The 9,775-nt window shown below is 69.4% G+C and carries 6 protein-coding genes; all 6 read left to right on the top strand.

Annotated elements, in window-relative coordinates:
* Positions 1 to 13: 13 nt before the first annotated feature.
* Complete coding sequence (locus tag bpln_RS26535; protein WP_042628147.1) at positions 14 to 808, top strand: ABC transporter ATP-binding protein; 795 nt, start codon at positions 14 to 16, stop codon at positions 806 to 808.
* The gene (locus tag bpln_RS26530; RefSeq protein ID WP_055140488.1) at positions 805 to 1,824 is read left to right on the top strand and encodes an ABC transporter substrate-binding protein; all 1,020 of its coding nucleotides are present in this window, start codon (positions 805 to 807) and stop codon (positions 1,822 to 1,824) included. The genes bpln_RS26535 and bpln_RS26530 overlap by 4 nt, the downstream gene beginning before the upstream one ends.
* Complete coding sequence (fhuB, locus tag bpln_RS26525) at positions 1,817 to 3,841, top strand: Fe(3+)-hydroxamate ABC transporter permease FhuB (RefSeq protein ID WP_244131946.1); 2,025 nt, start codon at positions 1,817 to 1,819, stop codon at positions 3,839 to 3,841. Before bpln_RS26530 ends, fhuB begins: the two co-directional genes overlap by 8 nt.
* Positions 3,842 to 4,471: 630 nt before the next feature.
* Positions 4,472 to 6,607, top strand: coding sequence for a TonB-dependent siderophore receptor (locus bpln_RS26520; protein WP_244131945.1), 2,136 nt, complete (start codon positions 4,472 to 4,474; stop codon positions 6,605 to 6,607).
* Positions 6,608 to 7,134: 527 nt separating this feature from the next.
* A complete protein-coding gene (locus bpln_RS26515) occupies positions 7,135 to 8,571 on the top strand; it encodes a cupin domain-containing protein (RefSeq protein ID WP_055140485.1) in 1,437 nt (478 codons plus the stop codon).
* Between the two features lie 94 nt (positions 8,572 to 8,665).
* Positions 8,666 to 9,724, top strand: coding sequence for a YqcI/YcgG family protein (locus bpln_RS26510; RefSeq protein WP_042628142.1), 1,059 nt, complete (start codon positions 8,666 to 8,668; stop codon positions 9,722 to 9,724).
* The last annotated feature ends 51 nt before the right edge of the window (positions 9,725 to 9,775 follow it).

Here is a 9,775-nt window from a genome sequence, read left to right as displayed (position 1 = left end):
TGGAATTGAAGCCGTGACCACACCCGCCGGCGCTACGCCGCTCTACCGCCTGTCTGGCGTCGATTTCGCGATCGGCGACAAAACCCTGCTGCAGGACATTTCGCTCGACGTGCCGGCCGGGCAGGTCGTGGGCCTGATCGGCCACAACGGCTCCGGCAAGACCTCGCTGATGCGCCTGCTGGCGCGCCTGCACGCGCCCACGCGCGGCACCATCGCGTTCGACGGCGCGCCGCTCGAAAGCTGGCCGCATCGCCGCTTCGCGCAGCAGGTGGCGCACCTGCCGCAATACACGCCGCAGACCGACGGGTTGCTGGTGCGCGAGCTGGTGGCGCTCGGCCGCTACCCGTGGCACGGCGCGCTCGGCCGCTTCACGCGCGAGGATCACGCGCACGTCGAGGACGCGATGGCCGCCACCGACGTCGCGCACTACGCCGGGCGGCCGGTGGACAGCCTGTCGGGCGGCGAGCGCCAGCGCGTCTGGCTGGCGATGCTGATCGCGCAGAACAGCCGCTGCGTGCTGCTCGACGAGCCCACCTCGGCGCTCGACATCGGCCATCAGCTCGAGGTGCTGCAACTGATCCGCACGCTGTGCGACGCGCGCGGCATGACGGCGGTGGTGGTGCTGCACGACGTGAACATGGCGACGCGCTTCTGCACGCAGCTGGTTTCGCTGCGCGGCGGGCGCGTGCTGATGCAGGCCGGCCCCGAGGAGATCATGCGCGAGGACAGCCTCGAGGCGATCTACGGCGTGCCGATGGGCGTGATGACCGATCCGGTCGGCGGCCACCGCATCGGTTACCCGCGATGAGCCGGCCGCTTTCCGTCCGGCGCGCGCCCCCCGCGCGGCGCCTCGATCCTCGCCGCCGCCGCTGGCTCGCCCAGGGCGGCGCGCTCGGCCTGCTCGGCGCGCTGGCCTGGTCCGCGCCGCTGCGCGCGGCGGCGCCGGCCGCCGCCGCTTCGGATGGTGCCGTGCCCGCCGCCATCCCCACGCGCGTCGTCTCGATGAACTGGGAACTGACCGAGACGCTGCTCGCGCTCGGCGTGGTGCCGATCGGCGTCTCGCTGCCCGACTGGTATCGCAGCTCGATCGTCGAGCCGCCGCTGCCGCCGGGCGTGGCCGACATCGGCCTGCTGTACCAGCCGAACTTCGAGGTGCTGCTGGCGCTGAAGCCGGACCTGCTGGTGATCACGCCGGGCCACCTGCCGGCGCTGCGAACGCTGCAGCGCATCGCGCCCACCATCACGCTGAGCCAGTACATGACGAGCGCGCAGCCGTACCGCGATCTGTGCGGCGAGACGGTGACGCTCGGCGCGCGGCTCGGGCGCACCGGGCGCGCGGACCAGCTGGTGGCCGAGGCGGCCCGCACCACCGAGGCGGTGCGCGCGCGGCTCGCGGCCCGGCCGGCGCTGCTGCGCCATCCGCTGATCGTGGCCGATCTGGTCGACGACCGCCATTTGCGCGTCTACGGCCGCGGCAGCCTGTTCGACGAGATGCTCGCGAAGCTCGGCGCGGCCAACGCCGCGCATCCGCGCGACGGCGGCGCGACCTGGCCGACCCAGGCGGGCTACACGCTGGTGCCGCTGCAGCGGCTCGCCGAGGTGCCCGAGGCGAGCGTGCTGCTGGTTGGCCCGGTCAAGCCGGCCGCGCGCCGCGGGCTCGACGGCAATGCGATCTGGCAGGCGCTGCCGGCGGTGCGCGAACGGCGCGTCGCGAAGCTGCCCGTGATCGCGCCTTATGGAGGATTGGTATCGATGCAACGATTCGCCGAGGCGATCGAGGCGGCGCTGACGACGATCGAGGCGGGAGGAGGCGGTGTTGCGTAATCCCATGACCTTGCCGCGCCTTGTTGCGCCGCGCGAGTTCCGCTGGTGGCTGGTGGGCGCGCTGCTCGCCGTCTCGCTGCTGCTGGCGGTGGTCGGCATCCGCACCGAACTCGACGGCGCGCCGTTCTGGCAGGCGCTCGTCGCGCCCGACCCGCGCGACCTGCACCAGATCCTGGTGCGCGACAGCATGCTGCCGCGCATCGCGATGACGCTGCTTTGCGGCGGCGCGCTCGCGCTGGCCGGCACGCTCGCGCAGCAGGTGCTGCGCAACCCGCTCGCCGAGCCGATGACGCTCGGCGTGTTCCCCGGCGCCTACCTCGCGCTGATCCTCGCCGATCTGTGGGCGCCGTCGTGGCTCGTGCTGGGCCGCCCCGCGATCGCGCTGGCGGGCGGCACCGTCGCGATACTGATCGTGTTCGCGCTGTCCGCACGGCAGAAGATGGCGCCGCTCGCGGTGGTGCTGTCGGGCATGATCGTCAACCTCTACTGCGGGGCGATCTGCCTGGCGCTGTCGATGGCGCACTTCGAGCTGCTGCGCGGCCTGATGATCTGGGGCGGCGGCGCGCTCGACCAGACCGGCTGGCACGAGAGCCGACTGCTCGCGCTGGCGGTGCTCGGCTGCGCGATCGTCACCGTGCTGCTGCGGCGTCCGCTCGGCGTGTTCGACGCCGGCGACGCGACGGTGCGCAGCCTTGGCGTGGGCCTGCATCGCACGCGCGCCGTGGCGCTGCTGATCTCGGTGGTGCTGACCGCCGCGGTGGTCTCCACGGTCGGCGTGATCGGTTTCGTCGGGCTGGCCGCGCCCACGCTCGCGCGGCTCGCCGGCGCGCGGCGGCTCGGCCAGCGGCTGATCTGGGCGCCGTGCCTCGGCGCCGCGCTGCTGTGGCTGACCGACGAGCTGGTGCGCGTGGCCTCGTCGGCCGAACTGTTCTCGGCGCACCTGATCCCGACCGGCACCGTCACCTCGCTGGTCGGCGTGCCGCTGCTGCTGCTGCTGTTGCCGCAGCTGCGCGCGCAGCCCGACCTGCACGCGGCCGGCATCGCCGCCGCGCCGCCCGCGCGGCTCGCGCGCCGGCTGCCGGTCGCGCTCGTCGCGCTGGTGCTGGTGATCGGGCTCAGCTTCGGCGTCACGCGCACGCTCGACGGCTGGCGCATCGGCGATCTCGAGCAGATGCGCGCGATCCTGTTCTGGCGCGCGCCGCACACCATCGCGGCCGCCGCGGCCGGCGTGCTGCTCGCGATCGGCGGCACGCTGATCCAGCGCGTCACCGCCAACCCGATGGCAAGCCCGGACCTGCTCGGCGTCAGCTCGGGCGGCATGCTCGGCATCGTGGTGGTGCTGTTCGCCGGCGTGCTGCCGAGCCCGGGCGTGCTGTTCGCAAGCTGCCTCGGCGGCGTGATCGTCACGCTCGCGCTGTTGATGTGGCTCGGCTCGCGCGCCGCGTTCGCGCCGGAGCGGCTGCTGCTGATCGGCGTGGCGATCAGCGCGCTGCTGCAGGCGATCGTCAGCGCGATGATGTCGAGCGGCGACTCGCGCGTCGGGCTGGTGCTGAATTTCATCGTCGGCTCGACCTACTACGTCCAGGCGCCGATCGCCTACGGCGCCACCGTGATCGCGCTGCTCGGCCTCGCCTGCGCGCCGCTGCTGAGCCGCTGGGTCGAGGCGCTCGGGCTCGGCGCCGGCGTGGCGGGCGGCCTCGGCGTGCCGGTCGCCCGCGCCCGCGTGACGATCCTGCTGCTCGCCTCGGTGCTGACGGCCGCCTCGACGATGCTGGTCGGGCCGCTGTCGTTCGTCGGCCTGATCGCGCCGCATATCGCGCGCTTCTCCGGCGCGCGCCGGCCCGCCTCGCAGATCCTCGTCGCGGCCGTGATCGGCGCCTTGCTGATGGCGTTCGCCGAGTGGCTCGGCCGCCAGCTGGTGTTCCCGGAGGAGGTCGCCTCGGGGCTCGTCGCCACGCTGATCGGCGGCCCGTACCTGATCGCGCTGATGCTGCGCAAGACGGTGACGTCCACCTGAGCGGAACGCCGCCGCGCCACCGCCGCGTCCAGACGCGGCGGTGGCGTGGAATCATTCCGGTTTTATTGCGCGTCTTTGCATGGGTCAATTGCTTGCCATCTAGTTAGGACACTTGAACGAAACGCGTTCGGGATGATCGGTGCGGCTCGTCCGGGGGATGGTTCGGCATTGATTCGGACAGCAGAATGAAACCGAGCTGAAAGCCTTGCGCACGGCGTTTTCCCGGCGTTTTCACAATCAGATCGTCGTGATACCGACGGTCTGCCAGCTCGCCCGACCGACGGCCCGCGCCATCGATCCCGCCGGTCCGATAGGCGCATTCGATAGCACCGCCAATCACCGCATTCCATCTCGTAAATAAATTGCAAATGAGAATCGTTATCGGTAATATTCTCACTCGCGGTTTGGCCAACGGGGTGCGTGAAGGCCGGCCAAATGCGATCGCCGTACCTCAGAAATGTCGATGACGGGCATGCGCGAGTCACGGCGGCGATTCTTACAAGCGACCGCCGGAACGTGTTGATCCGGCTGCGGCGGGCGGCAGACCACACATGGAGCGCAGCGAACAAAATGGGAATCTCGATGGACTTGTGGCGACGCGGTAAGCGCGTTTCGTATCGATCGGCGGGCATGATCCGGCTCACGCCGATCGCCGTGGCGCTGTGCGCGACCTGGGCGGGTGCCGCCCACGCGCAGCAGGTCGCCGCCCCGCAGGGCGCGCCGGCCACCGCGCTGCCGACCGTGAACGTCACCTCCGAGGCCGACGCGACCACGGAAGACAGCGGTTCGTACACCACGCGCAACGCCACCATCGGCGGCCGCACGCCGGTGGCGATCAAGGAGATTCCCGCGTCGGTGTCGGTGCTCACGCGCGAGCGCATGAACGACCAGAACATGACGACGATCCAGGACGCGCTGCGCTTCATGACCGGCGTGAGCGCGATCGAGTACGGCGACGGCACCGCGTATTTCCACTCGCGCGGCACCCAGCTCGGCATCGAGTTCGACGGCGTGTCGATCGTGAGCGGCCTCGAATACCTGCAGCAATTCGATCTCGGCATCTACGACCGCGTCGAGCTCGTGCGCGGACCGAACGCCGTGCTCGACGGCAACGGCGAGCCGGGCGGCACCGTGAACCTGGTGCGCAAGCGCCCGCAGAAGGAATTCCATCTCGCGACCGAAACCCAGGTCAGCTCGTTCGGCGGCGTGCGCCAGATGGTGGACGTGACCGGCGCACTGAACAAGGACGGCACCTTGCGCGGCCGCGCCGTGTTGATCGGCAGCGACCAGCATCAGTCGATCGACCGGGCGCGCAAGAAGGAAGTGACGGCTTACGGCGCGCTCGACTGGGATATCACGCCGCGCACCACGCTGTCGCTTTCCGCCGGCTACCAGGTCAACACCAACAACGGCTACGACTACGGCGCGCCGGGTCTGTTCGCGACGCCGACCTCGGCGGCGCCGTTCGCGCGCGTGGGCAGCTCGTATTCGCAGAATTTCTCGCCGGACTGGAACTACGGCTACACCTCGATGCAGGAAGTGAACGGCAACCTGGTTCACCGTTTCTCGAACGGCTGGAAGTCCCAGACGACGCTGTTCTACCGCCACGAATACGTGAGTTCGGACGAGGCCGATCCGGGTCCGGGCGCGCTCGCCCCGGGGATCGCGAAGTACACGGAACGCCGTCAGCAGAACACCTATGACTGGTTCGGCGCCGACACCAACGTGACCGGCCCGATCGAGGCGCTCGGCCGTACCCATACGCTGACGATCGGCGCGAACTACTCGTTGATGTCGGAAACGGCGCTGAGCGGCAGCCAGTCGCTGGTCGGCCCCGGCCCGCTCGGCACGTTCAGCCTCTACGACCCGAACGTGATCGGCAAGGTCAACGTGCCGTTCAAGTTCGGCACCAACACGCGGCTCGTGCAGTACGGCTTCTACGCGCAGGCGCGCGTGAAGCTGCTCGATCCGGTCACGCTGGTGCTCGGCGGGCGCGAGGCGTTCTACGAGCAGCGCACGCAGTCGACGCTGCCGACGGTGGCCGACTGGAAGACCAACGTGAACCTGAACCACCGGTTCCTGCCGTCGGTCGGGCTGGTCTGGGACATCACGAAGTCGACCACGGCCTACGCGAGCTACTCGAAGTTCCTCGCCGCGCAGGTGGCGAACGAGGCGGACGGCAGCGTGGTGCCGCCGCGTACCGGCGAGCAGTATGAAATCGGGATCAAGAACAGCTTCCTCGGCGGCCGTCTGAACACCACCGCGGCGCTGTTCCGCATCAACGACAACAACCGCGCGGTGGCGGACCCGAACAATCCGACGTTCTCGATCCCGGCCGGCAAGGTGCGCGACCAGGGCTTCGAGTTCGAGGTGACCGGGCAGCCGACCGAGAACTGGAATATCTACGCGGGCTACACGTACCTGAACGCGTCTTACGACAACGCCGCGGCGGATCTGTCGGAAGGCACCGATCCGAAGCATCTGTTCAAGCTGTGGACCAAATACGCGTTCTCGCGCGGCCAGTTGCGCGGCCTGTCGGTTGGCGGCGGCATGCTGGCCCAGACGCAGACCACGCGTGGCGTGGTGCAGGGCGGCTACGCGATCTTCAATGCCGAGGTGTCCTACCGCTTCAACAAGCACGTGGAAGCCGCGGTGTCGTTGAACAACATTTTCAACCGCGACTACTACCTGCGTCCGCCCGGCAACTTCTACAGCGTGTTCGGCGACCGCCGCAACGTGATGCTGACGGTGCGTTCGGACTTCTGATCAAGCTGGATCGAGGCAACGCGGCGGGCCGGTCCCGCCGCATCGAAGGCCCGGGCGTTCCGCGCGCCCGGGCCGTTTTACCCGGCCTGGCCGGGAGCATGTGTCGGCAGGAAAGCGCATGTATGACAGCGGCGGTCACCTGGTGGTCGTGAAACTGAAACATAGAATGCGAATCATTCCAATTTGCATTGTTGATTCGTATGCTGGTCCATAACTAACCGGACACGACACGCTTCGGGCCGAAGCCGGGTCGTGCAATTGACCCGCGTGGCGCCGCCCTCATGCCGGGGCACGCCGTGAACGGGCGATGGAGGGAACGATGAATGTCGCTGACCTGTGCATGACGATGTCGAACGCCGCGCGCCCTGTCCGCCCGGCCGGGCCTGTCCGCAGCCCGCCCCGATCCGCCCGCTGCCGCGCATGCCTGCGCGCGGCGCCCGTTGCCGGCGCGTCCGGCCTTTTCCCGCGCTCGCCGGCTTTCCGGCCGCTCCGCGCGCTCTCGTGATTTCTCCCAAGGAACCTTCGCCATGACGCAAGCCATGCCCTTGCTATTTGACTTCTCGCCGTTCGTCGGACAAAGCGAACGCCATGTCGAGCTGATCAAGCAGTTCTCCGCCGCCCACGCGTTCCGCAGCGCGCAGGTCAGCGAACTGCTGCTCGACGACGATTTCCACCGCCGGCCGCTGCGCCCCGAGGATTTCGAGTTCCTGAAGTTCCAGAAGCCGGTGCGCATGCACAACGTGAGCCGCCTGCCGGCGCTGGCCTCGGGCCGCACGCTGCTGTCGATCTACGAGCTTGGCGTGGCGCGCCTGCCGCGCAGCGCGGACGCCGACGAATGGCAGCACTTCAGCGGCTTCTACGGCGACGACGTGCAGGTGTTCGGCGCGCAGATCGTGCCGTTCCTCGAAGCCTACGCGTTCGAATACCTGGCGCGGGACCAGACCGTGGAAGCCGAGGCGGGCGCCGCGGCCGCGCGCCTGAAGCGCGTCATCGACGACGAGACGGCGTTCTGGACCGAGACCTTCGCGCGCCTGATGCGCAACGACTATCTGCAGGAGGGGCTGCGTTTCATCATGGTGCAGCGCTGGGCGCAACTGCCGTCCAAGCGCCGTGCGCTCGCGCGCGCCACGGCGAGCGGCTTCCTCGACATGCTGCCCGACGCGCTGCGTCCGACGCTGCAAGGCGACCTGCCCGACGACGCGCTGCTCGAGAAGATCGCCGCGTCGGTGGGCGTGACGCGCCAGCAGCACGCGTACTGGCAGTTCTATCTGCCCACCAGCACCGCGAAATGCAACCTGCTCTACGCGCTCGGCCGTCGTCCCGATCGCGCGTTCGCGTTCGCCGGCGCCGCGTTCGCGGCCGAAGCCGAATGGCTCGCGTTCGGCGCCGCGCTCGAGCGTGCCTGCGCGCATCTTGTGCCGGCCGGCCGCCAGCCCGGTGATGTCGAGCGCCGTGCCGACGCGCTCGTCGCGCGGTTCGAGCAGGCTCTGCAAACGATTGCCGGACGCTTCGGGCCGCCCGCCTATGCGCAGGCCGTGCAGGGCACCGCCGCGCACGAGCGGCTTTGCGAGCGCGGCCGCTGGGATCTCGGCGAACAGCTGCTGTGGCTCTCGTCGATCCGCCATTACGTCCGCTTCGCGCATCGCATCAGCGACCGCATCGACGTCGAGTGCCCCGGCATCGACCGCGAGACCTTCGTCGAGCCGTTCGAGATGTGCTCGACCACCCACGTCCACAACGATCACCGCCTCGTGACGATCGAGGAGGGCGAGATGCTGTTCTGGGGCAATGTCGGCATGCAGCTGAAGATGAACGTCGGCGACAAGGTGCTGATCCCCGACGGCCGCCTGCACGGCTCCACGGTGCTCTCCGGCGAATGCACGTACCACCAGCCGATCATTCCGGACGACTGGGTGAAGGCGCTCGTCGCGGAACTCGAGGCCAACTCGAACGCGTCCGCCTGAGTCCTGCCCGGCAGGAATCCGCTTTGAATGGTGGGCCGCGCATTCCGCGCGGCCCGGCACGCTCGCCCGCGCAGGCGACGAACGAGGATATGAAATGCGATCAACCGAGGACAAGGTCAACGTGATGCCGCAACCCGGCGTGGCGACACCCGGCAGCGAGGGCTTCGATCCGGGCGACTGGAAGAGCCGCGTCATCGCCGGACGCGCGCTCGGCGCCGCCGCAAACCCGCCGGCCTGGCTCGACGCGTCGTACGAGACGCTGCGCAAGCAGGTGATGCACCCCGACTATCCGTGCTTCTTCGGCACCATGGCCGAGAAGCGCGGCGAGATGTTCTACGCCTACGTGAACGGCAAGGACATCTCGCAGTTGCCCGCCACGATGCAGACCTTCGCGGAACTGGCGCTGCGGCCCGAGTACCGCAAGAACAACATCGCGGTGTTCTTCGAGCCGGACCCGCAGCCGCTCACGCACGAGGCTTACCAGCAGCACTTCTGGCAGATCCTGCAGCACCTGCACGACGTCGATCCCGATCCGAAGGCCGACGCGCAGCCCGATCCGTCCGACGGCGACTGGGAGTTCTCGTTCGCGGGCGTGGAGACCTTCGTGGTCTGCGCGTGCCCGTCGTTCCGCTCGCGCCACAGCCGCAACCTCGGGCCGGGCATGGTGCTGCTGTTCCAGCCGCGCAGCGTGTTCGTCGACACCATCACCAACAAGGTGATCGGCCGCGAGGCGCGCAACCAGGTGCGCAAGCGCCTGGAAACCTGGGACGAGGTGGCGGCGCATCCGGATCTGGGTTTCTACGGCGACCCCGGCAACCTCGAATGGAAGCAGTATTTCCTCGACGACGCGAACCTGCCGGCCGACGACCGCTGCCCGTTCCTGAAACGCCAGAAGCAGAACGTGGAAGCGGCCCGCGCCGCGTTCGGCCAGGCGAGCGCCGCCGACGTGGTGATCGCCGCCGACTTCGCGCCGTCGCGCGCGGGCGTGGTGCAGGCGCGGCCCGCCGCGGCCGACGAGGCCGGCGCGCGGCACTGGCAGCAGCACCGCATCGTGGCGCAGCAGGATCAGTACGGCGCGGTGTCGTCCTGGCACGGCCAGGACCATCGCCACGGACCGCAGGCGCGCGAGCGTCACGAGGTCGGCGAGGAATGAAGAGGGCCGGGCGCGCAGCGCGCCCGGATCGCCGCGCATGACGCGGCGCCG

It is taken from the genome of Burkholderia plantarii (assembly GCF_001411805.1).
Lineage (GTDB): Bacteria > Pseudomonadota > Gammaproteobacteria > Burkholderiales > Burkholderiaceae > Burkholderia > Burkholderia plantarii.
The sequence above is the reverse complement of the archived record's forward strand: the minus strand, read 5'-3'. Positions and strand labels throughout refer to the sequence as shown.

Excerpts from the sequence above, each read along its gene's own strand:
- bpln_RS26515 (WP_055140485.1), top strand. The coding sequence starts at position 7,135 with ATGACGCAAGCCATGCCCTTGCTATTTGACTTCTCGCCGTTCGTCGGA.
- bpln_RS26520 (WP_244131945.1), top strand. The coding sequence starts at position 4,472 with ATGATCCGGCTCACGCCGATCGCCGTGGCGCTGTGCGCGACCTGGGCG.
- bpln_RS26510 (WP_042628142.1), top strand. The coding sequence starts at position 8,666 with ATGCGATCAACCGAGGACAAGGTCAACGTGATGCCGCAACCCGGCGTG.
- bpln_RS26530 (WP_055140488.1), top strand. The coding sequence starts at position 805 with ATGAGCCGGCCGCTTTCCGTCCGGCGCGCGCCCCCCGCGCGGCGCCTC.